At 74.9% G+C, this 21,022-nt stretch carries 18 protein-coding genes; 10 read left to right on the forward strand and 8 right to left on the reverse strand.

Translation table 11 applies throughout. From position 1 onward, the window contains the following. Nucleotides 1-173: 173 nt before the first annotated feature. Nucleotides 174-1,118 carry a hypothetical protein gene (locus tag ACIPLC_RS14650; RefSeq protein WP_400473322.1) on the reverse strand — a complete coding sequence of 315 codons (945 nt, stop codon included), beginning with the start codon at nucleotides 1,116-1,118 and terminating at the stop codon, nucleotides 174-176. Between the two features lie 512 nt (nucleotides 1,119-1,630). On the opposite strand from ACIPLC_RS14650, the gene ACIPLC_RS14655 reads away from it, so the two are divergent. Both ACIPLC_RS14655 and ACIPLC_RS14660 read left to right on the forward strand, forming a co-directional pair. After that, on the forward strand, nucleotides 1,631-2,800 hold the full coding sequence (locus ACIPLC_RS14655) for an exonuclease SbcCD subunit D (protein ID WP_400473323.1): 1,170 nt from the start codon (nucleotides 1,631-1,633) through the stop codon (nucleotides 2,798-2,800). After that, nucleotides 2,797-5,853 carry an AAA family ATPase gene (locus ACIPLC_RS14660; protein ID WP_400473324.1) on the forward strand — a complete coding sequence of 1,019 codons (3,057 nt, stop codon included), beginning with the start codon at nucleotides 2,797-2,799 and terminating at the stop codon, nucleotides 5,851-5,853. Before ACIPLC_RS14655 ends, ACIPLC_RS14660 begins: the two co-directional genes overlap by 4 nt. A gap of 27 nt (nucleotides 5,854-5,880) precedes the next feature. Here ACIPLC_RS14660 and ACIPLC_RS14665 read toward each other — a convergent pair whose 3' ends face one another. Continuing rightward, nucleotides 5,881-6,117: a hypothetical protein gene (locus ACIPLC_RS14665; RefSeq protein WP_400473325.1), complete on the reverse strand. Its 237-nt coding sequence runs from the start codon at nucleotides 6,115-6,117 to the stop codon at nucleotides 5,881-5,883. A 196-nt stretch (nucleotides 6,118-6,313) separates the two neighbouring features. On the opposite strand from ACIPLC_RS14665, the gene ACIPLC_RS14670 reads away from it, so the two are divergent. Then, the gene (locus ACIPLC_RS14670; protein WP_400473326.1) at nucleotides 6,314-6,904 is read left to right on the forward strand and encodes a DUF1990 family protein; all 591 of its coding nucleotides are present in this window, start codon (nucleotides 6,314-6,316) and stop codon (nucleotides 6,902-6,904) included. Between the two features lie 72 nt (nucleotides 6,905-6,976). On the opposite strand, the gene ACIPLC_RS14675 is transcribed toward ACIPLC_RS14670, so the two are convergent. Beyond that, complete coding sequence (locus tag ACIPLC_RS14675) at nucleotides 6,977-7,438, reverse strand: YjbQ family protein (protein WP_400473327.1); 462 nt, start codon at nucleotides 7,436-7,438, stop codon at nucleotides 6,977-6,979. A gap of 240 nt (nucleotides 7,439-7,678) precedes the next feature. Next, nucleotides 7,679-7,945: a hypothetical protein gene (locus ACIPLC_RS14680; RefSeq protein ID WP_400473328.1), complete on the reverse strand. Its 267-nt coding sequence runs from the start codon at nucleotides 7,943-7,945 to the stop codon at nucleotides 7,679-7,681. A 759-nt stretch (nucleotides 7,946-8,704) separates the two neighbouring features. Between ACIPLC_RS14680 and ACIPLC_RS14685 the strand changes: the two genes are divergently transcribed. After that, nucleotides 8,705-10,921 carry a CDP-glycerol glycerophosphotransferase family protein gene (locus ACIPLC_RS14685; RefSeq protein ID WP_400473329.1) on the forward strand — a complete coding sequence of 739 codons (2,217 nt, stop codon included), beginning with the start codon at nucleotides 8,705-8,707 and terminating at the stop codon, nucleotides 10,919-10,921. A gap of 179 nt (nucleotides 10,922-11,100) precedes the next feature. Here the strand turns inward: ACIPLC_RS14685 and ACIPLC_RS14690 are convergent, their stop codons facing one another. Next, nucleotides 11,101-11,313 carry an EF-hand domain-containing protein gene (locus ACIPLC_RS14690; RefSeq protein ID WP_371520600.1) on the reverse strand — a complete coding sequence of 71 codons (213 nt, stop codon included), beginning with the start codon at nucleotides 11,311-11,313 and terminating at the stop codon, nucleotides 11,101-11,103. 174 nt (nucleotides 11,314-11,487) lie between these two features. On the opposite strand from ACIPLC_RS14690, the gene ACIPLC_RS14695 reads away from it, so the two are divergent. Beyond that, on the forward strand, nucleotides 11,488-12,156 hold the full coding sequence (locus tag ACIPLC_RS14695) for a lysophospholipid acyltransferase family protein (protein WP_400473330.1): 669 nt from the start codon (nucleotides 11,488-11,490) through the stop codon (nucleotides 12,154-12,156). Nucleotides 12,157-12,286: 130 nt separating this feature from the next. Here ACIPLC_RS14695 and ACIPLC_RS14700 read toward each other — a convergent pair whose 3' ends face one another. Next, nucleotides 12,287-14,128 carry an ABC transporter ATP-binding protein gene (locus ACIPLC_RS14700; protein WP_400473331.1) on the reverse strand — a complete coding sequence of 614 codons (1,842 nt, stop codon included), beginning with the start codon at nucleotides 14,126-14,128 and terminating at the stop codon, nucleotides 12,287-12,289. A 253-nt stretch (nucleotides 14,129-14,381) separates the two neighbouring features. Continuing rightward, nucleotides 14,382-15,155 (reverse strand): SDR family NAD(P)-dependent oxidoreductase, encoded by a 774-nt coding sequence (locus ACIPLC_RS14705; protein WP_400473332.1) that lies wholly within the window; start codon nucleotides 15,153-15,155, stop codon nucleotides 14,382-14,384. A gap of 155 nt (nucleotides 15,156-15,310) precedes the next feature. Here ACIPLC_RS14705 and ACIPLC_RS14710 point away from each other — a divergent pair, with 155 nt between their 5' ends. The 4 genes from ACIPLC_RS14710 (at nucleotide 15,311) to ACIPLC_RS14725 (ending at nucleotide 18,529) form a co-directional block, all read left to right on the forward strand. Beyond that, entirely contained in the window at nucleotides 15,311-15,511 is a 201-nt protein-coding gene (locus ACIPLC_RS14710) for a hypothetical protein (protein WP_400473333.1), read from the forward strand. A 314-nt stretch (nucleotides 15,512-15,825) separates the two neighbouring features. Then, complete coding sequence (locus ACIPLC_RS14715) at nucleotides 15,826-16,569, forward strand: hypothetical protein (protein ID WP_400473334.1); 744 nt, start codon at nucleotides 15,826-15,828, stop codon at nucleotides 16,567-16,569. Then, on the forward strand, nucleotides 16,566-17,507 hold the full coding sequence (locus ACIPLC_RS14720; RefSeq protein ID WP_400473335.1) for a DUF6895 family protein: 942 nt from the start codon (nucleotides 16,566-16,568) through the stop codon (nucleotides 17,505-17,507). The genes ACIPLC_RS14715 and ACIPLC_RS14720 overlap by 4 nt, the downstream gene beginning before the upstream one ends. Next, nucleotides 17,504-18,529: a serine hydrolase domain-containing protein gene (locus ACIPLC_RS14725; RefSeq protein ID WP_400473336.1), complete on the forward strand. Its 1,026-nt coding sequence runs from the start codon at nucleotides 17,504-17,506 to the stop codon at nucleotides 18,527-18,529. The genes ACIPLC_RS14720 and ACIPLC_RS14725 overlap by 4 nt, the downstream gene beginning before the upstream one ends. 157 nt (nucleotides 18,530-18,686) lie before the next feature. Here ACIPLC_RS14725 and ACIPLC_RS14730 read toward each other — a convergent pair whose 3' ends face one another. After that, the gene (locus ACIPLC_RS14730) at nucleotides 18,687-19,283 is read right to left on the reverse strand and encodes a LysE family translocator (RefSeq protein ID WP_400473388.1); all 597 of its coding nucleotides are present in this window, start codon (nucleotides 19,281-19,283) and stop codon (nucleotides 18,687-18,689) included. A gap of 265 nt (nucleotides 19,284-19,548) precedes the next feature. Between ACIPLC_RS14730 and ACIPLC_RS14735 the strand changes: the two genes are divergently transcribed. After that, the gene (locus tag ACIPLC_RS14735; protein ID WP_400473337.1) at nucleotides 19,549-20,943 is read left to right on the forward strand and encodes a PLP-dependent aminotransferase family protein; all 1,395 of its coding nucleotides are present in this window, start codon (nucleotides 19,549-19,551) and stop codon (nucleotides 20,941-20,943) included. Nucleotides 20,944-21,022: the final 79 nt, after the last annotated feature.

The raw sequence follows: 21,022 nt of genomic DNA on the forward strand, positions 1-21,022 counted from the left end.
CGGCGGTGCGCGGGACGGACCTGCGGAGCACGGTACGGAGCGGAGCGGCCGGAGCGGCGGCGTGGGGCACCGCGCGCTCCTGCTGTTGATCTTCTCCGAATCTTCCCCGAACAGGCGGTCGATGAACAGTCCCCAGCGCCGCATGGTGGATGCGAGGGGTGGAAACCCCCTGATCACCCCAGCGGCCCACCTCCCTCCCCCGGCGCCGGGAAACCGGGCTCCGGCACGTCGGGCTCCGGGTAGCCGTTCACCGGGAAGCCGTTCACCGGGAAGCCCGGCAGCGGGAAGCCCGGCAGCGGGAAGCCCGGTCGCGGAACCACCCCGGGCGGGAACGGCAACCCGCGCGCGGCGTCGTCGGCCAGCTCGTCGAACACCTCGTGCACGGTCATCGGCCGCAACCGCCCGCCGGCCAGCGCCCACCCGCGCACCCACGGCCCGTCCGACCCCGAGTCCCCGGGTGCCGGGACACCCGGATCGCCGTGCAGCAGCAACGCCCCCGCCCCGTCGGCGGCCACGCCCGCCGCCAGCGTGACGCAGAACGCCTCGGTGTCCCGCCCGGCGGGGTAGAGGCCGCCCCCCTCGACGCAGACCTCCATCGCCGAGCTGAGCTGCTCGCCGTCCTCCGGGCCGTGGCAGCGCAGCGTCAGCAGGTGGCAGCCCTCACCCGCGCCCTCGGCCAACGCGAGGTAGACCGACGTCACATACCCCATCACCGCCGCCAGCCGCCGCTGCCCGTCCGGGGCGTCGCCGACCGCCTCCAGCAGGGCCGCGCCCGCGACGGACATCCGCACCCGCGCCCGGTGGTCGTCCAGCAGGACCGGGAGCAGTTCGGCCAGCCGCTCCCCCGTGTAGACGAAGGGCTCCCCGGCCAGCTCCGGATCGCCCGCGTACGCGACCCGGGCGGCGGGCGTCCGGGGGTCGAGGCCGAGCGCCGTGCAGTAGTCCTCGTAGTCACCCGCCTCCAGGACCCGCAGGTGCACCTCCAGGCCCTGCCCGTGCAGGGCTCTCAGCTGCTCCTCCACCCGCCGCAGGTACTCCCGGTGGGCGAGCCGGCCGAACAGCCCGTACCGCGCGAGCCCGGCGAAGTCGGCCGCAGCCGCCGCCAGCGCGACCGCCACCGGCTGCGGCGGAGGAGCACCCCGGGCCCGCCCGCCGCGCCGCCCCCGCGCACCGGTGCCGCCCGCACGCCCACCCGGCGGCCGGTCGCCACCGGTCGGCCGGGCCCCGCCGGGACCACCCGGCCCGCCGTCCTGCCCGACCCGCCGCCCGGCGCGCAGCAGCACCCGCCGACGGACCCGCGACCGCCCGAAGACGTCGACGGCCCCGGCACCCCGGGAACCCCCGGACACCCCAGAGCACCCGGAGCACCGGGAGCCCCCACAACGATCCGAACAACGCTCCGAAACCCCGGAGCCCGCACGCCCCAACGACCACGCCCGCATGGTTCCTCCCACCGACTAGCCCAGCACCGGACACCGCCGACCGCTCCGACCCCGGAGCCGCCGACGTCGAGGAACATACACAGAGCCACTGACAATCCACCCCGAGTAATCGAACACCCGCCCCCCAGGACGCCTGGGCCTCCTGATCCGGACGGGATCGTCAGTGCCGGACGTTAAGGTCGGGAACCATGCGACTGCTGCATACCTCCGACTGGCATCTGGGCCGCTCCTTCCACCGGGAGAGCCTGCACGACGCCCAGCGCGCCTTCCTGGACCACCTGGTGGACGTGGTCCAGGCCGAGCGCGTGGACGCCGTGCTGGTCGCCGGGGACGTGTACGACCGGGCGCTGCCGGGCCTGGACGCGGTCGCCCTGTTCGACGACGTGCTGCACCGGCTGGCCGGGCTGGGCGTGCCGACGGTGTTCATCAGCGGCAACCACGACTCGGCCCGCCGCCTCGGCGTCGGCGCCGGGCTGATCGGCCGGGCCGGCATCCACCTGCGCACCGACCCGGGCGAGTGCGCCGCCCCGGTGCTGCTGGCGGACGAGCACGGCCCGGTGGCGGTCTACGGGCTGCCGTACCTGGAGCCGACGCTGGTGCGCGAGCGGTTCGGGCTAGAGCGCGGCGGGCACGCGGCGGTGCTCGGCGCGGCGATGGACCAGGTCCGGGCCGATCTCGCGGCCCGCCCGGCCGGCACCCGCGCGGTGGTGCTGGCGCACGCCTTCGTGACCGGCGGCACGGCGAGCGACAGCGAGCGGGACATCGCGGTCGGCGGCGTCGCCTCGGTGCCCGCCTCCGTCTTCGACGGCGTGCACTACGCCGCGCTCGGCCACCTGCACGGCTGCCAGACCCTGGCGCCGCACCTGCGCTACAGCGGCTCGCCGCTCGCCTACTCCTTCTCCGAGGTGAACCAGCGCAAGACCATGTGGCTGGTCGATCTCGCGGCCGACGGCTCGGTCGCCGCCGAGCGCGTCGACTGCCCGCGCCCGCGCCCGCTCGCCACCCTGCGCGACAGCCTCGACGCGCTGCTCACCAAGGACGAGTACGCGCCGTACGAGCAGGCCTGGGTGCAGGCGACGCTCACCGACGCGGCCCGCCCGAGCGAGCCGATGGAGAAGCTGCGCCGGCGCTTCCCGCACACCCTCCAACTGCTCTTCGACCCCGAGGAGAGCGAGGCCGAACCCTCCCGCTCGTACGCGGCCCGGGTCAGCGGCCGGGCCGACCTGGAGATCGCCGAGGGCTTCCTGCGGCACGTGCGCCCGGGCGCCGAGCCGGAGCCGGACGAGCTGGGCTGGCTGCGCGCCGGGTTCGAGAGCGTCCGGGAGACCACCGACCGGAAGGCGGACCTGCCCCGATGAGGCTGCACCGGCTCACCGTCAGCGCGTTCGGCCCGTTCGCGGGCAGTGAGAGCGTCGACTTCGACGCGCTCGCCGCCGGCGGCCTGTTCCTGCTGCGCGGCGCCACCGGCGCGGGCAAGAGCAGCGTGCTGGACGCGGTCTGCTTCGCCCTCTACGGCGACGTCCCCGGTACCCGGCGGGCCAACCGGCTGCGCAGCGACCACGCCGACCCGCGCAGGCTGACCGAAGTCCGGCTGGAGCTGACGCTCGGCGGTCGGCGGCTGCAGATCACCCGGCTGCCGGAGCAGCGGCGGCCGAAGAAGGTCGGCACCGGCACCACCGTCGAGCGGCCGCAGACCCTGCTGCGCGAGTGGGCCGCCGACGCGGGGGACGGCACGCCCGGCTGGCAGGCGGTGAGCAAGTCGCACCAGGAGGCCGGGGAGGAGATCCACCGGCTGATCGGCATGAACCGGGAGCAGTTCTGCCAGGTGGTGCTGCTGCCGCAGGGCGACTTCGCCCGCTTCCTCAAGGGCGACTCGGAGGAGCGCGGCAAGCTGCTGCGGCGCCTGTTCGACACCGAGCGGTTCCAGCACGTCGAGGGGTGGCTCGCGGAGCAGCGGCGCGTCCAGGAGGCCGCCGTCCAGGCCGGCCGGCGCCGCCTGCGGGATCTCGCCAGCAAGGCCGAGCAGGCGGCCGGCCCCGGCGCGGAGCCCGCCGGGGGCTGGGTGCCGGCCGAGGAGGACGCCACCGACCTGACCGCCGGGGTGCTCGGCTGGGCGGCGATCCTGCGCAGCGGCGCGGCCGAGCAGTTCACCGTCGCCGGGGCCGCGCTGGCGGGCGCCGAGGAGGCGCAGCACGCCGCCCAGCGCGAGCGCGCGGCCGCCGAGGAACTGGCCGGGCGGCAGCGCCGGCACCGGCAGGCGCTGCTCCAGGCCGACCGGCTGGCCGCGTTCGAGCCCGAGGCGGCCCGGGACGGCCGGCGGCTGGCGGCGGCGCAGGCGGCCGTCGGGGTGGAGTCCGCGCTGCGGCTGCACGAGGGCGCGGCCGAGGCGCACCGGCGCGCGCGGGAGGCCGAGCTCCGGCACCGTGAGGTGCTGGCCGGAGACGGCGGCGGCGGGGGCGGCGCCGTCGGCGGGGGCCCGGCGCTGGCCGAGGCCGGGTCCGCCGAGCTGGTCGAGGCCGAACGGGATCTGCGGGCCGAGCTGGTCCGGCTGGAGGCAGCCGGGGCGGAGGAGCGGCGCTGCGCCGAACTCGCCCGCGAACAGCGGGGCCTGGACGGGGAGCGCCGGCGGGCCGACGAGCTCGCCGAGGAGGCCGAGGACTGGCTGGCCGAGTACGACGAACGGCTCGGCGGCCTCCAGGAGCAGCAGGCCAGGGCCCGGTCGGCGGGCGCGCTGGTCGAGCAACTCGACGGCCGACGAGCCGAGTTGAGCACCCGCCTGGACGCCGCCCGGGAGCGCGACGGCCTGCGGGCCGAGATCGCCGCCGCCGAGCCCCGCGCCACCGCCCTGCGCATCGCCGCACTGGACGCCCGCGAGTACGGCCTCGGCCTGCGCGAGCGACGGCTGGCGGGCATGGCCGCCGAGTTGGCCGAGCAGTTGCGCGCGGGCGAGGCGTGCCGGGTCTGCGGCTCGCCCGAGCACCCGGCGCCCGCCGAGACCGCCGACGGCCGGGTCGGCGCCGACGACGAGGAGCGTGCCCGCCGGGCCCAGGCCGCCGCCGAACAGGCCTGGACGACGGCCGACCAGGCCCTTACCGCACTGCGGGTCCGCGAGGCGACCGCCACCGGCGCGGCCGGGCCGGAGGGCGCCGACGCGCTCGCGCAGGCCCTCGCCGAGCTGGACCGCGAACACCGCGAAGCGCTGCACGCGGCGGAGGCACTCGGCCGGGTCGAGCAGGAGATCGCCCGCTTGTCGGCCGACCAGGACCGCCGGCTCGCCGAACTGCGCGAGGCCCGGGAACGCGCCGCCGTCCGCACCGACCGGCTCCAGGCGCTCCAGCACGAACAGCGCGAGCTCGCCGCGCGGGTGGCCGCCGCCCGGGGCGAGGCGGCCTCCGTCGCCGCGAGGGCGGCGGCGCTGGAACGGCTGGTCGAGCGGGTCACCGCCGTGGCCGAGGCCTCCCGGGCCGGCGCGCAGACGCTGGCCCGGCTCGGCGACGCCGAGGGCGAGCTCGCCGAGGCCGCCGCCGCGGCGGGCTTCCCGGGCCCCGAGGAGGCCATCGCCGTGCTGCTCCCCCGCGCGGAACGCGAGCGGCTGGCGGCCCGGCTGGAGCGGCACCGAGCGGAGTCCGCCGCCGTCCGGCACGAACTCGCGCTGCCCGAACTGGCCGAGGCCGCGGCCCGTCCACCCGCCGACCTGCCCGCCGCCGCGGCCGCGCTCGGCGCCGCCACCGACCGGCTGGGCCGGGCCCACGCCGCCCGTTCGGCGGCCGGCGAGCGGTGCGCGGCGCTGGCCGCGATCGGTCGGCACCTAGCCGACCTCGCCGCCGAGTCGGCCCCGGCGCTGGCCCGGTACGGGCGGCTCAACCGGCTCGCCGCACTGGCCGCCGGCACCTCCACCGAGAACCGGCTCCGGATGCGCCTGGAGTCGTACGTCCTGGCGGCGCGGCTGGAGCAGGTCGCGGCGGCGGCCAGCGACCGGCTGGTCCGGATGTCCGGCGGCCGCTACACCCTGGTGCACAGCGACGACCGGGGCACCGGCAACAAGCGCTCTGGCCTGGCCCTGCGGGTGGTCGACGCCTGGACGGGCACCGAGCGGGACACCGCGACGCTCTCCGGGGGCGAGAGCTTCTTCGCCTCCCTCGCCCTGGCCCTGGGCCTGGCCGACGTGGTCACCGACGAGGCCGGCGGCATGCCGCTGGACACCCTGTTCATCGACGAGGGCTTCGGCACGCTCGACGAGCAGTCCCTGGAGGAGGTGATGGACGTCCTCGACGGCCTGCGCGAACGCGACCGGGCGGTCGGCATCGTCAGCCACGTCGCCGATCTGCGCACCCGCATCCCCGCCCAGCTCCTGGTCCGCAAGGGCCGACGCGGCTCGACCCTGGCCCTGGCCGGGCGGGAGGACGCCTAAGGCTCGCCTGGGAAGCACTGATGCGCATCAGCCCGAACAGGCCACCCGCTGGGCCTGCTGCCAGGCGCAGACCGGGCAGAGGGTGCTGCCCGGGTGGTCGGCGGGCAGTTCGGTCGGCTCCCCGCACAGGACGCAGTCGGCCCGCGGTCCGGTCGACGCCGGATCGCGCACCAGCGCCGCCTGCGCCGCACCGTCGGGGGCGAACTCGCAGACCGCCGCGTCCTCGTTCCTCGCGCTGTCGCCGTTCCTCGCGCTGTCGCTCATGCCGCCTTCCTACTCCGCCCCCGGCCCCCGCCGCAAGGCCGGACGGGGCGGGGCGGCCCGAGCGCCGACCCGGGTCCCGGCCCCTCGGCCACGGCGGCGACGCCGTCCAGGAGCGGGCACAGCCCGGAACGGGACCGCCCCACCCCCCGGGTGACCCACCGGCGGTGGGTCTGCGACGCCCGGCTACGGTGGCCGCATGGCCACCGACCTCCAGCGGCGCCTGCTCGCCGCCCGCGCCGCCGCACCCTCGTACGCCGAGGTCGGCGCCACTCGCGGCGGCCGGCTGCCGGACGGCTACGCGCACCTGCGGCGGCGGGTGCACCTGGGCCACGGGCCGCAGGTGCTGGCCCGGGCCGGGCGGTACGTGCTCGGCTGGGACAGCCAACTCGGCACCGGCTTCGCCGTGTACCCGCACGCGCCCGCCGAGACGGGGGCGACGGTGCTGCTGCGGCTGAGCCCGCCGGGTGGCCGGTGGCCACGGCTGGTGATCCCGTGCCGGGTGGTGTGGACGGTCGTGGAGCCGGACCGGATCGGCTTCGCGTACGGCACGCTCCCCGGGCACCCGGAGTGCGGCGAGGAGGCGTTCCTGGTGTCCATGGACGCCGACGGCGAGGTGTGGTTCGAGGTGTCGGCGTTCTCCCGGCTGACCGCCTGGTACGCGCGGCTGGGCCGGCCGGTCGCGCTGCTCTGCCAGCACCTGGCGATCGAGCGCTACCTGACCGCGGTGGCCGCCGCCGCGGCAGGGCCGGCGGGCCGTGCGGGCCCGGCCGGCCCCGCCGCCGAGTAGGGCGTCGGGGTAAGGCGTCGGGTAGGGCGTCGGGGTAGGGCGTCGGGTAGGGCGTCGGGGTAGGGCGTCGGGTCAGCCGAGGAAGGAGAGCCGGACGGTCCGGCGCGGGTTGTCACCGTTGGTGTCGATCAGCACCACGGACTGCCAGATGCCGAGCGCCAGTTGGCCGCCGATGACCGGCAGGGTGGCGTGCGGGGCGACCAGGCCGGGCACCACGTGATCCCGCCCGTGGCCGGGGCTGCCGTGCCGGTGGCGCCAGCGGTCGTCGGCGGGGAGCAGTTCGCGCAGGGTGGCGAGGAAGTCGTCGTCGCTGCCGGAACCGGTCTCCAGAACGGCGATCCCGGCGGTGGCGTGCGGCACGAAGACGTTGAGCAGGCCGTCGCGGCCGGCGGCCCGCTCGGTCAGGAACGCGGCGCAGCGGTCGGTGATGTCGAGCGCGACCTCGTGGCTGCCGGTGGTGATCTCGAAGGTGGTGGTCTGGAAGGTGGTGGTCGGGAAGAGGCCCTGGTGGGTGGAGTGGATGTTGTCCGCCATGGCGCCATCCTGACCCACCCCGGGAGGCCTCGCGCAGCACCTCGCCGACTCCGCCTGCCGGGGCCGCGAGGTGCACTAGGGTGAAAGGTTTAGACCACATCGACCCGGCCGGGGTTGGCCCGGAGCCGGGCGCGCCGAAGACCCGGCGGTCCGTGTGGTCCGCCGGGTCCGGGTCCCGATCCGCACCGGGTGGGCCGGGAGGCCCAGGCTGCGGAGCCGCACCCCCCGGGTCGACGGGCGCTAGCCGCGCCCGCCGAAGAGGCTTCGCCGCAGCCGACGCAGTGGCGTCAGCAGCGAGATCCGCGCGTGACGACGCTTGGCCGTCGGGGCGTCCGCGCCGCGCGGCGTCAGCTCCCTTATCAACCCGAGCGCCTCGGCGGTGTCCACCACCGGGAGTGCGGGCGCGCCGAGCACGGCCAGGTGTCGTTCGATCCGACGGCCGGTCGTGCCGACGCCGCACTGGATCGCCGGCACTCGGGGCCGAGTCCGCACTTGCATGTGTTCCATCAGTTTTCCCACCCCTACGAGGCGCCAGGGCCGTGAGGCGAAGACTATCCGCGATGGACGGCCTTCGCGCAACCGTCCTTGGTGTTGTGCCACCGTATCGTGCGGCGTCAACTGACGATGCACCAGGGGCCACCAGGCCGATCACGACTAGGCATCAATGATGGTGCACGACCGGCCATCCGTCAGCAGTGCCCAGGGGCGCGGGCCCGGCGCCCGGCCGCGCGGCGCACGCCGGGCGCACGGAGCCTCGCGGGCGGTCCGGCGGCCGTGAGGAACGCGGCGGCGGATACGGCGGCGGATACGGCGGTCGATACGGCGGTGGATATAGGGGACAGTCACGGCCGTCGACAAAGCGACCGGTCGACACCTCCAGGCTTCATGAAGTGAACACATTTGAGGGATTGACTCCCGGGATTCCTCCAAGCAATATCGGTGGGAACGCGTCCGCGCCCGCATCGCACCCGGGTGCGTGTTCGAGTGATGAAGAACTCCGGCTCCCGCGAGCCACTGCCCGGCCGCCTCGACGCTGCGGTGGCCAGGCTCGCGAGGTGCCCGGAAAGGCGGTCGGCCGTAGAGGGTCGGCCGGGCCGCCACCAGGCTGCCGGTGCCGCCCCGCTCGGGGCCCGGCACCGGCGGTTCCGGGCCCGGGGGCGGCCACGGCTCCACGGCGGCCGGTCACCCTGACCGCTCACCTCGGCAGATCACCCCGGCCGGACGTCCCCGCAGGTCGCACCCGGTGGATCGGTAGACTCGGCCAGCGTGCCCCTCCTCCTCAGCATCGTGCTCCCGGTCCACGGCGTGGAGCGGTTCCTGCCGCGCTGCCTCGACTCGATCCTCGGCGACACCCCCGCCACGGAGTCCCGTTTCGAGGTGATCGCGGTCGACGACCTCTCCCCCGACGGCTCCGGGGCGATCCTGGACGCGTACGCGGCCCGCGACCCCCGACTGCGGGTCCTGCACCTCACCGAGAACCAGGGCCTGGGCGGCGCCCGCACCGCCGCCCTGCCGCAGGTGCGCGGCGAGTACGTCTGGTTCGTGGACAGCGACGACTGGCTGCCCGAGCGGACGGTGGGCGCCATCCTGGACGAACTGGAGCGGGAGCGGGAGCAGGAACGGGAGCGCGGGCACGGGACGCCCGCCGACGTCCTGCTCACCGGCTTCACCCACGTCTACCCGGACGGCGAGACCGAGCCGAACCCCTGGCGCCACGTGCTGGCCGACTCCCCGCTGGTCGAGGGCTGCACGCTGGCCGAGCACCCGGCGCTGTTCCAGACCGTGATGTCGGTCTGGAACAAGGTGTTCCGCCGCGCCTTCCTGGAGGGCCTCGGCGTCTCGTTCGGCCGCGGCTACTACGAGGACATCTCGGTCACCTACCCCGCGCTGCTGGCCGCCGGGCGACTGCGCTACCTCGACCGCCCCTGCTACTTCTACCGGCGCGGCCGGGACGGCGCGATCACCGCCACCGCCTCCCCCAAGCACGCCGACGTGTTCGCCCAGTACGACGCGATCTTCGCCTTCCTGGACCGCCCGGACCGCCCCGGCCGACCCGTCCCCGACGCGCTGCGCACCCTGGTCTTCGAGCGGACCGTCCGACAGGCGCTGAACGTCTACGACACCCCCGGACTCGTCCCCGCCGACCGGCGCAAGGACTTCTTCCGCCAGATCGCCCGGCACTTCGCCCGCCACCGCCCGGCCGGCTACCGCTACCCCGGCGGTGTGCGCGGCGTCCAGTACCGGCTGGCCGCGCGCGGCGCCCGGATCGCGTACGCGGAGCTGCGCCGGACCGGGCGGCTGCCGGGCGAACTCAGGCGCGGGGCACGGGCGGTGGCCCCGGCCGTGAAGAAGGGCGTGCGCAGCGGCGCCCGGTTCACCGCGTACAACGCCTTCCGCCGACTGCCACTGGACGAACACCTGGCGGTCTACGCGGCGTACTGGCACCGGGGTTACGCGTGCAGCCCGGCGGCGATCTACGAGAAGGCCAGGGAACTGGCACCGCAGATCCAGGGCGTGTGGGTGGTGGAGAACCGCAAGCAGGCCGCGGCCATGCCGCCCGGCGTGCCGTACGTGATCGTCAACACCCCCGCCTACCTCAAGGCGATGGCGACCGCCAAGTACTTCGTCAACAACGTCAACTTCCCGCGCACGATGGCGAAGCGGGCGGGCACCGTGCACGTGCAGACCCAACACGGCACCCCGCTCAAGGCGATGGGCATGGACCTGCGCGAACGTCCCGAGGCCGCCGAGGGGATGGACTTCGCCCGGCTCCAGGAAGCCGTCGACCGCTGGGACTTCCTGGTCTCCTCCAACCCGCACACCAGCGAGCACTTCGCCCGCGCCTTCCCCGGCCGGTACGAGATGCTGGACACCGGCTACCCCCGCAACGACCGGCTGGCCAACGCCACACCGGACGAGGTGGGCGCCATGCGCGAGCGGTTCGGGCTGCGGCCGGACACCACGGCCGTGCTGTACGCCCCGACCCACCGCGGCGACCAGGGCGGCTACGTGCCGCTGCTGGACGTCCGGGAGCTGGCCCGGCGGCTGGGCCCGGACTTCACCCTGCTGGTGCGCACGCACTACTTCCACACCGGCGGCCCGGGCGACCTGGCGGCGGACGAGGGTTCGGCCGCGATCGTCGACGTCTCGGCCCATCCGACCGTGGAGGACCTCTACCTCGCGGCGGACGCGCTGGTGACGGACTACTCGTCGATGATGTTCGACTACGCGGTGCTGGACCGGCCGGTCGTGATCTTCGCGCCGGACTGGGAGGAGTACCAGCGGGTGCGCGGCGTCTACTTCGACCTGTTCGCGCAGCCGCCGGGGGCTGTCACGGTGGACGCGGACGGGCTGGCGAAGGCACTGCTGGCGGGCGATCCGGAGCCGGCCGCGCGGGCGGGCTTCCGGGCGCGGTTCTGCCCGTGGGACGACGGCGGGGCGGCGGAGCGGGTGGTGCGCCGGGTGTTCCCGGTGGAGTCCTGAGGCGTCCTGCTAGGCGTTCTCGGAAGTCCCGACGGCGTCCCGAGGAGTCCTGAGCCGCTCTTGGGGGTCCTCAGGCGCGTCCGGGGGTGTCCCGAGGCGTTCCCGGGAGTCCCGAGGAGCCGTACGGGGCGGGGCGGGGCCCGGCGCCGCCGGTACGGCGACCGGACCCGTCGGCTCGCTCAGCGCTGGCGGGCAGCCAGGAACTCGTCGAAGGTCAGGTAGCCCTGGTGGTGGGTGTCCATCGCGTGGATCAGGGCCTCGGCCATCGACAGCGTCACGTCGTGGTCGCCCATCTCGTTCGCGACCAGCGCGTATTCGGCCGGAGTGATCTTGCCGTCGCCGTTCTTGTCGAAACGGTCGAACATGGCCTTGATCGCCTCGGTGGTCTCCATCGTGCCCTCCTGGTACTACGGGGTCGTGCTCGGTTCGGACGGGCGTACCCTACCCGGCCGTGGTGCGCGCCACGGTCGCCGGGAGTGGACGGCCGCAGGGGTGGGTGTCGTAGTCTGCGGATCTGATTGCAGGCCCGGGCTCCTCCCGGGCGATCGTTCGTCCAGGGAGGGACCATGCTCGATCTCGTCACCAGGCTGGTGCTGAAACCCGTCTCACGCGGCATCTGGCGGCCGGCCATCGAGGGTGTCGAGAACGTGCCGCGCAAGGGCGGGGTCATCCTGGCCAGCAACCACCTGTCCTTCATCGACAGCGTGGTGATCCCGCTCACCGCCCCGCGCCGGGTCCACTTCCTCGCCAAGGCCGAGTACTTCACCGGGACGGGGCTCAAGGGCCGGCTGTCCAAGGACTTCTTCGAGGCGATCGGCGCGGTGCCGGTCGAGCGCGGCACCTACCGTTCCGCTCAGGCCTCGCTGGAGTCGGCGCTGGAGATCCTGGAGGACGGCAAGGCCTTCGGCATCTACCCCGAGGGCACCCGGTCACTGGACGGCCGGCTCTACCGGGGCAAGACGGGCGTCGCCTGGCTGGCGCTGACCGCGGGCGTGCCGGTGGTGCCGGTGGCACTGGAGGGGCCGGAGCAGATCCTGCCGGTGGGCAAGCGGGCGCCGCGGATCAAGAAGGTGACCGTCCGGTTCGGCGAGCCGCTGCACTTCGACGAGCTGCACGGACAGGCCCGCTCGCTGAAGGCCCGTCGGCAGGTGACCGACGAGGTGATGGCGGCGATCCAGCGGCTCTCCGGCCAGGAGGTCGCGGAGAGCTACAACGAGGCGCCGAAGGCCGCGTAGGCCGCGGCCGCGCGCTGCACCGCGCCACCCTGCACCGCACCGCACCGCACCGCACCGCGCTGCGTCGCACCGCGTCGCACCGCACCACGTCGTACCGCACCGCACCGCGTCGTACCGGAGGCGGCCGCGTTCACACGTGTCCGAGCGCAGCCGCCTCCGGTACGACGGCGGCCGGCTCCGGCGCCTCCCGGCGCAGCAGTGCCGCGTAGCGGCCGTCCAGCTCCACCAGCTCCTCGTGAGTGCCGAGTTCGACCACCTCGCCGTGGTCGAGGACGGCGATCTGGTCGGCGGCCCGGACGGTGGAGAGCCGGTGCGCGATGGTGATGGTGGTACGGCCGGCGGCCAGGGTGTCCACGGCCTGCTGGACGGCCTGTTCGGTGCGGTTGTCGAGCGCGCTGGTGGCCTCGTCGAGGATCAGCACCGGCGGGTTGCGCAGGATCGTCCGGGCGAGCGCGAGGCGCTGCTTCTCGCCGCCGGAGAAGCGGTAGCCGCGCTCGCCGACCAAGGTGTCGTAGCCGTCCGGCAGGGCGGCGATGGTCTCGTGGACCTGCGCGGCCCGGGCGGCCTCGACCAGTTCGGCGTCGGTGGCCTCCGGCTTGGCGAAACGCAGGTTCTCGGCGACCGAGGCGTGGAAGAGGTAGGTCTCCTGGGAGACCACGCCGACCGCGCGGGCCAGCGTGTCGAAGGACAGCTCGCGCACGTCCACGCCGTCGATGGTGACCCGGCCGCCGGTGACGTCGTACAGGCGCGGGACGAGGTAGCTGAGCGTGGTCTTGCCGGAGCCCGTCTCGCCGACCACGGCCAGCGAACTCCCGGCCGGGACCTTGAGTTCGACGCCGGAGAGCGTCGGCCGCTCCTGCGCCGGGTCGTAGCGGAAGTCGACGTCCTCGAAGCGGACCTCGCCGCGGATGGCGGTCAGGTTCCGCGGCTTCGGCGGTTCGGCGATCTCCACCGGCAGGTCGAGGTACTCGAAGATGCGCTGGAAGAGCGCGAGCGAGGTCTGGACGTCCACGCCGGTGGAGAGCAGGCTGACGGTCGGACGGAACAGGCCCTGCTGGAGGGTGACGAAGGCGACCAGGGTGCCGACCGAGACGATCGGCGCGCCGCCCGCCGCGGACAGCCCCGCCGCCCAGTAGATGACCGCGGGCATCGCGGCCATGACGATCTGGATGGTGTTCATCCGCCAGCGTCCGGCCATGCTGGCCCGCACTTCGAGGTCGGCCAGCTGGTCGGACTGCCCGGTGAACTCACGGGCGAGCGAGTCGGAGCGGCCCATCGTGCGGCCGAGCAGGATGCCGCTGACCGACAGCGACTCCTGGACCGCCGAACTCATCGCGGCCAGCTGCTTCTGCCGCTCGGTGGTGATCTTCTTGCGCTCGTTGCCGACCCGCCGGCTGATCCAGACGAACAGCGGGAGCAGCAGCAGCGAGACGACGGTGAGCCGCCAGTCGAGCGCGACCATCGCGACCACGGAGGCGATCACCGCGGTGAAGTTGGAGACCAGGCTGGTCGCGGTGGACGTCACCGTGGACTGCATGCCGCCGATGTCGTTGGCGATCCGGGACTGCACCTCGCCGGTGCGGGTGCGGGTGAAGAAGGCCAGCGACTGCCGTTGCAGGTGGCTGTAGACGGCCGTGCGCAGGTCGTGCATGACGCGCTGGCCGACGGTGGTGGAGATCAGCGTCTGCAGGACGTTGAAGATGCTGTTCACCACGGCCGCAAGGATCATCCCGAGCGCGAGCAGACTGAGCAGCCCGGTGCGGCCCTGCGGGATCGCGGTGTCCAGGACGGCCTTCAGCAGGAACGGCGAGACCACCGACACCACGGCGGAGGCGGCGACCAGCAGCCCGACGACGGTGAGGCGGCCCGTGTAGGGGCGGAAGAGGGCGAGGATGCGCCGCCACTGGGCCGGCGGGTGGGGCTCGCCCTGGGCGCGTTCGGGCGGGGTCCAGTCGATGGTGGTGGGTCTCAAGGGCAAACCTCCGTGGGTGGGGCGGTCGGGCGGCCGCCGACATAGCGAGAATAGCTCATAGTTAGACTAGCTAATAGTGAGGCTGGATCTATTCCTGCTCGCCGCTCCCTGCCGTGCCGGCTGCACGGCGGTCCCGGCTGTCTCGGCGGTCCCGGCGGTCCCGGCTGTCTCGGCGGTCCCGGCGGTCCCGGCGCCGCGACCGCCAGGCCGCTGGGCTGCTGGGCTGCTGAGCCGACCGCCCGACCCGGCGGCGTCAGTTCGTCCGGTAGCTGCGCGCCGCCTTCGAGGACAGGCCGCCCAGCCGGCCGGAGGGCAGCAGACGGGCGAGAGCCACCACGGCCTTGTAGCGCTTGCCCGGCACGGACAACGAGCGGCCCCGGGCCAGGTCGCGCATCGCCTCCTCCACCACCCGCTCGGCCGAGAGCCAGGACCAGGCCGGGATGTTGCCGGTGCCCATGCCGGCCCGCTGGTGGAACTCGGTGCGGGTGAAGCCCGGGCAGAGCGCCATCATCCGCACCCCGGTGCCGCCGAGGTCGCGCAGCACGCCCTGGGTGAAGCTCACCACCCACGCCTTGCTCGCCCCGTACGTGCCGCGCGGCAGGAACGCCGCCACCGAGGCGACGTTCACGACCGCGCCGCGGCCGCGCTCACGCATCCCCGGCAGGGCCGCCGTGGTCAGCCGCAGGATCGCCTCGATGTGCACCTTCAACATGTCCAGCTCGTCCTGGAGCGGGACGGTCCCGAACGCGCCCTTGTTGCCGAAACCGGCGTTGTTGACGAGCAGGTCCACCGGGCGGGCGGAGTCGGCGAGCCGGGCCTCGACGGCCGCGATGCCCTCGTCGGTGGCGAGGTCGGCGGTCAGCACCTCCACCTCGGTGCCGAACCTCCCGCCCAGGTCTGCGGCGGCGCCCTCCAGACGCTCGGTGTCCCGGGCCACCAGGACGAGCTGGTAGCCGCTGCGGGCGAGCCGGCGGGCGAACGCGGCTCCGATGCCGGCGGTCGCGCCGGTGATCAAGGCTGTGGTCATGCCCCCGACGGTACCGACTCACCGCACCCGCGCCCACTCCGAACGGAGTATCCCCGCGCAGCCGTCTGCGGATGCAGGCACCGGACCGTGCCCGTACGGTCGGACGGGGGCATCGCCCGACCGGGCGGTGAGGCTCAACTGAGGAGGCACTCCTGATGCTTACTCACCACCAGACCCACACGACCGTGGCCACGCCGACCGCGACGCGCGCCGAGACGGAAACACTCGCGAGCCTGATGGTGGAGGACGAGGCCGTCGTGTCCGACGCGCCCACGTACTCGCCGGAAGCCGCAGGGCTCCTGCTTCTGGCGCTGTTGCTGTCGCCGAAGCCGCCCAGGGAGAAGTCGACCCGGTAGCAGCCGGGCGTCCAGGTCTCCCGGAGCCGGGCGGCCCGATCACGGGGCCGGTCCACCGACGTGGACCGGCCCACCCCTTCCGGGGCTCCTCGGCGGGCCTGACGAGGGCTCGTGAGCCGCACTCGTGAGCCCACACGTGTGACCCGCGCTCGTGACCCGCGCTCGTGAGCCGTCCTCGCGACCCGCGCTCGTGACCGGCACTCGTGAGCCGTCCTCGCGACCCTCGCTCGTGACCGGCGCTCGTGACCCGCGCTCGTGACCGGCGCTCGTGAGCCCGTCCGCCGAGGGCTCCTCGACACGGAGGAACACCACCGATGCCATTCGCCGGGACGCCGCTGCGCGACGAGTACGCCGCGGCCGCCGACCAGGTGGCGCGCCGGACCCTCGACGCCCTCCGGGGCGGCGGGGGCGCGGCCGCGCTCACGGGCCCGGACACCGCCGTACCGCGCCCGACGCTGGCCGCGCTGCGGGTGCTCGGCGCGGACCTCTTCACCCCACAACTACTCGCCGGGGCCCCGCCCGACGAGCCCACCGCCGTACTGCTGACCGAAGCACGGCGGGTCTTTCCGACACCGGGCTCGGCAGCGGCCCCGGCCGACGCCGCGCTGGTGATCGAGTGGCAGGACTGGGCGGCCGAGCAGGTGCTCGCCCGCACGCCGTACGGAACCGGCGCCCCACCGCCCGCGCCGCCTCCCGGCCCTGAGACCGTCGGCTGGCAGACCTGGTCGGTGCGGATGGCGCAGTTGTCCGTCCTCGCGCTGCCCGAACTTGACGGCCCGGTGCACGACGCCGCCCGCGCGCACACCCTGGACCTCGCCCGTGGCGCCGTCCGTTCCATGCTGCGCCGCGACCTCCCCACCGCCGCCCGGCTCGCCCGCTGGCTCGCCTGGGCCGGTGCCGAGGGCCGACCGCTGCAGCTGGAGGTCGAGCCCGTTCTGGAGCGCATCCGGCTGGCCGGTAACGGCAGTGCCCGCACGGGACTTGAACTGGCCGTCGCCCGTCGGCTGCTCGACCGCTCCTCCCGTCCGCCGACCGACGAACGGAGCCCGGGCCGATGACCGACACCCACGTCCTCGCCACCGCGCAGCGGCTCGCCGCCCGCGCGCTGGCCTGGCTGCACGCCTCCCACGGCGACGGCCTCGGCCGGATCCCGGACACCACCGTGGTCGACCTCGCCGACCCCGACGACGTCTACAAGCCGCTCGGCGAGATCGCGCTCGCCGCCTCGCTGATCCTGCGCGACGGCGTCACCGGGCCCGCCGAGGCCCGCACCGCACGCGAACTGCTCGACCATGCCTGGGGGCAACTGCGCGAAGGAGACCTGCTGTACGAACGGCAGCTGCGCCACTTCACCATGACCGACCCGCTGGAGACCTACGCCCACTTCGCCCGGGCCGGCTACCGCCACCCGGCGTTGGAGGACCTGCTCGACTCGCTCAGCCGGTTGCGGGCCGCGCACGCCGAGGAGATCCACCCCAACCGGCGCCTGGGGGTCGCCAACGCCCGGCGGGTCGTCGGGCTCGCCCACCAGCCGGACTGGGCCGCACTCGCCGCCGGCACCTGGCTGGGCGCCACGCCCGAGCCGTGGGCCGTCAACTGGATGACCGGCTACGACATCACCCACACCGTCTTCCACCTCACGGACTGGGGCGCCCACCCGGACGGCCTGCCGGAGCCGATGCGCGACCACGTGCGCGACTGGCTGCCGGTCTGGCTCGACATCTGGCTGGAGATCGGCCAGTGGGACCTCGCTGCCGAACTCCTCGTGGTCGACGCGTGCATCGGCGAACCGGCCACCGGGCGGCAGGGCTGGGACGCGCTGGCCGCCGTCCAGCGCGAGGACGGCCTGCTGCCGCGCGACACCGACCCGGTCGACGAGGACCGGGAGCAGGCGTTCCGGGACCACCAGCACACCGCCGTCGTCGCGGTGGTGGCCGGTGACATCACGCTCGCCCGGGCACTCGGAGCCGCCGCGGCCGCCACGGCCGCCGCGTGAACGGGCTGGGTACGGCGGTCGCGGAGGTGGTGCGCGCGGCCGGGCCGTACGCCACCGCCGTCACCGCGGCCGTCACGCGCGGGGACGAGGAGGAGGTGCGCTGCCACGGGCGGCTCGGGCGCGGACGGACGGCCGCGTGCTCGCCGGACACCGTCTTCGAACTCGGCTCGGTCAGCAAGACCTTCACCGCGCTGCTGCTGGCGGAGATGACCGCGCGCGGAGACGTCTCCCTGGACGACCCGGTGGAGCGCCGCCTGCCGGGTCGCTGGCGCCCGGTGACCGTCCGCTCCCCCGAGCCGATCCGGCTCCTGCACCTGGCCACCCACACCTCGGGCCTGCCCCGGCTGCCGCCCGGGCTGGCCGCGCGCGCCGTCCCGACCTGGTTCAGCAACCCGTACACCGCGTTCGGGGACGAGCAGTTGAGGGACGGGGTGGCCCGAACCACCGTACGAAGCAAGCCCGGCAGCCGGTACCGGTACTCCAACTACGGCGTCGCTCTGCTCGGGCGGGCACTCGCCGAGACGGGCGGGCTGCCGTACGGGGAACTGCTCGCCGAACGGGTCCTCCGGCCGCTGGGCCTGGGCGCCACCACCTGTACACCGGACCCGCCAGGGCGGGCGGTCGGGTACCGGCGCGGACAGGAGCTGACCCCCTGGCGCATCCCCGGGCTGCCGGGGGCGGGCGCGCTCCGGGCGAGCGGAGCCGACCTGCTGCGCTACCTGCGGGCCCATCTCGACAGTGGCCACGGCGAGTTGGCGGCCGCGCTGCGCGAGGTCCAGCGGCCGCGGTTGCGGCTGCCGCACTCGGCGGACGAGCTGTGCCTGGTGTGGAACCACCGCCGCTCGGAAGGGCGTGACCTGTACTTCCACGCCGGGGCGACACGGGGGTTCACCGCGTTCGTCGGGTTCTCACCGCAGAGGGCGGCCGCGGTGGCGGCCCTGGCCAACACCGGGCCGTCGCTGGACGGGCGGTTCGTGCAGGCGGGGTACGAGGTGCTGCGGGCGGCGAGCCGGGGGGCTTAGGCGCTGCCCGGCGCAGGCGCTGCGACCTGGGGGTGGGCGGGTACGGCACTGCGACCCGGGGATGGGCGGGTACGGCACTGCGACCCGGGGATGGGCGGGTACGGCACTGCGACCCGGGGATGGGTGGGTACGGCGCTGCGACCCGGGTGGCGACGGGTTAGGCCGCCACGGCCTTGGCGCGGTCGGCGGCGATGTGGACGGCGAGGCCGCCGAGGACCGTCCCCATCGCGTAACGCTGGATCCGAAGCCAGGCGGGACGGCGGTTGAGGAAGGACGCGATGCCGCCCGCGCTCACCGCGATCAGCCCGTTGACCGTGACCGCCACCACGATCTGGGTCAGCCCCAGCACCAGGCTCTGCACCGCGACGTGACCGCGCTCGGGCGCCACGAACTGGGGCAGCAGCGAGATGTACATGATGGCGATCTTGGGATTGAGCAGGCAGGTCAGGAAGCCCATCGCGAACAGCCGGCGCGGCGGGTCCGGCGGCAGCTGCTGCGGGGCGAACACCGCCGTACCGCCCGGGCGGACGGCCTTCCAGGCCAGCCACAGCAGGTAGCCGGCGCCGGCCAGCTTGACCGCGGTGTAGAGCGCGGGCACCACCGAGAACACGGCGGCCACGCCCGCCGTCACCGCTGCCAGGTAGACCAGGAAGCCGGCCGCGACCCCGACCAGCGACAGCAGCCCGGCACGGCGGCCCTGGGCGATCGACCGGGAGACCAGGTAGATCATGTTCGGCCCGGGCGTCAGCACCATCCCGAGTGCCACGGCGGCGATCCCGAGCACGGCGTGCCCACCCACGGCCGACAGGGCCGATCCGGTGAATGCGGCGGATCCGGTGAATGCGATGGACGCGACGGATGCGGTGGACGCGACAGGTGCGCTGGCTGCGACGGACAGGACGGGGGTCAGTGCTTCCATGCGAGGAGGCTAGGCCCGGCGCCAATCTCAATGCAATGATGACTTTGCACTCGGTGCAATGCTTGCTCATGCCGTCGACTTGCCTGGAGGGGCGCCGCCGATGGACGACTACCACCTGATCGCCGATGAGATCGCCGCCGCCATCACGGGCGGGCGACTCCGACCGGGCCAGCAACTGCCCACCCAGCGCGCCTTCGCCCGCGACCGGGGCATCGCCAACTCCACGGCGGGGCGCGTCTACCGGGAACTGGCCCGGCGCGGACTGACCACCGGGGAGGTCGGGCGCGGCACCTTCGTCCGGGCCGGACGCGGGGCGGGCGGCGGGGCTGGCGGCGGGGCGGCCGGCGGGCAGGTCGCACTCGCCGAACCGGCCGACGCGCCGGTGGACCTGGAACTCAACTACCCCACCGTCCCCGAGCAGGCCGGACTGCTGGCCGCCGGACTGGCGCCACTGCTGCGGGCGGACGCGCTGGGCGCCGCACTCGCACCGGTGGGCGCGGCCGGGACGGGCGCGGCCCGGCAGGCGTTCGCGGCGCTGCTGTCGGACGAACCCCGGCCGGACGGAGACCGGTCCGACGGAGGCTGGGAGGTCACCGGGGAGGAGCTGCTGTTCGCGGGCAACGGGCGGCAGGCCATCGCCGCGGCACTGTCGGCGCTGGTGCCGCCCGGCCACCGACTGGGGGTGGAGGCGCTGACCTATCCGGTGGTCAAGGCCGTCGCCCAACGGTTGGGCATCACGCTCGTACCGCTGGCCGTCGACGAGCACGGACTGCTGCCCGACGCCGTGGCCGCCGCCCACCGGGCCGCACCGCTGCGCGCCGTCTACGTCCAGCCGAGGCTGCAGAACCCGCTCGGCGGGAGCCTGCCCTACGAGCGGACGGCCGCCCTCGCCGAGGAACTGCACCGCCTCGACCTGCCGGCCGTCGAGGACGCGATCTGGTCCTTCCTCCGCCCGGAGCTGACCGCCCTCGCGGCCCTCGCACCGGAGCGCACCGTCCTCGTCGACAGCCTCTCGAAGCGGCTCGCGCCCGGGCTGACCACCGGGTTCGCGGTCGTCCCCGCCGCACTGCGCGAGCGGATGGCGGGCGCGCTGCGCTCGGGCGGCTGGACACCCAGCGGGTTCGCCCTGGAGGCGGCCGTGCGCTGGATCGGGGACGGCACCGTCGCCGAGGTCGCGGCGGCCAAGCGCGCCGACGCCGTCGCGCGCCAGCTGCTGGCGCGCGAGGTGCTGGCGGGGCAGCGGGTCCGGGCCGACCCCTGCTCGTACTACCTGTGGTGGGAGTTGCCGGCGGCCTGGCGGGCGGAGACCTTCGTCGCGGCGGCGGCTCGGGCGAGCATCGCCGTCACCCCCGCGGCGGCGTTCGCCGCCGACCCCCGGCGCTCTCCGTCCGCCGTCCGGGTCGCCCTGGCCTCGCCGCCACTGCCGGTCCTGGGGCGAGCGCTGGAGACACTGGCGCGGATCGCTCGGGGGACGGCGGAGGAGTGGGCGGACTGACGGGGGCGGAGGGGCGGACGGGCGGACGGGCGGACGGGCGGACGGGCGGATGGGCGGATGGGCAGGAGGGCAGATGGAC

Origin of the sequence: Kitasatospora sp. NPDC086801 (assembly GCF_044745805.1) — a bacterium.
Taxonomy (GTDB): Bacteria; Actinomycetota; Actinomycetes; order Streptomycetales; family Streptomycetaceae; genus Kitasatospora.